The following is a 310-nucleotide window of genomic DNA, read 5'->3' as shown; positions in this document are numbered from 1 at the left end:
ATTATGGCGAAATCAGGGCAGGGATCGTTCACGGCCGGTCGGCGTGTGATCGACCTCCGGCTGCGGGGGGGGGCGGATTCCGCCGGGGGCGGCAACGCCGGCGCAGGCTGCGCTTGATCCGATACATGTCCAGATCCGCCAGGCTCATCAGGGCTTCCAGATCGCTGTCATGATCCGGGTACACGCTCAGCCCCACGCTGACCTTCAGGGGCAGTTCCCGGCCCTCGAAGCGAAAGGGCTGCTCCACCACGCTCACCAGCTTGCCGGCGGCCGCCCGGGCGGCGCTTTGGTTCTCCACATCGTTGATGAT

At 66.5% G+C, this 310-nt stretch carries 1 protein-coding gene; it reads right to left on the bottom strand.

From position 1 onward, the window contains the following. Nucleotides 1-28 precede the first annotated feature (28 nt). The coding region (locus tag GBG68_RS13995) for a diguanylate cyclase domain-containing protein (RefSeq protein ID WP_152765832.1) at nucleotides 29-310 on the bottom strand (282 nt) is incomplete at its 5' end.

The organism is Alkalilimnicola sp. S0819 (genome assembly GCF_009295635.1).
In the GTDB taxonomy this organism is placed as follows: Bacteria; Pseudomonadota; Gammaproteobacteria; order Nitrococcales; family WHIW01; genus S0819.
Note: the sequence above shows the minus strand (reverse complement) of the source record. Positions and strands in the feature narration are given on the sequence as shown.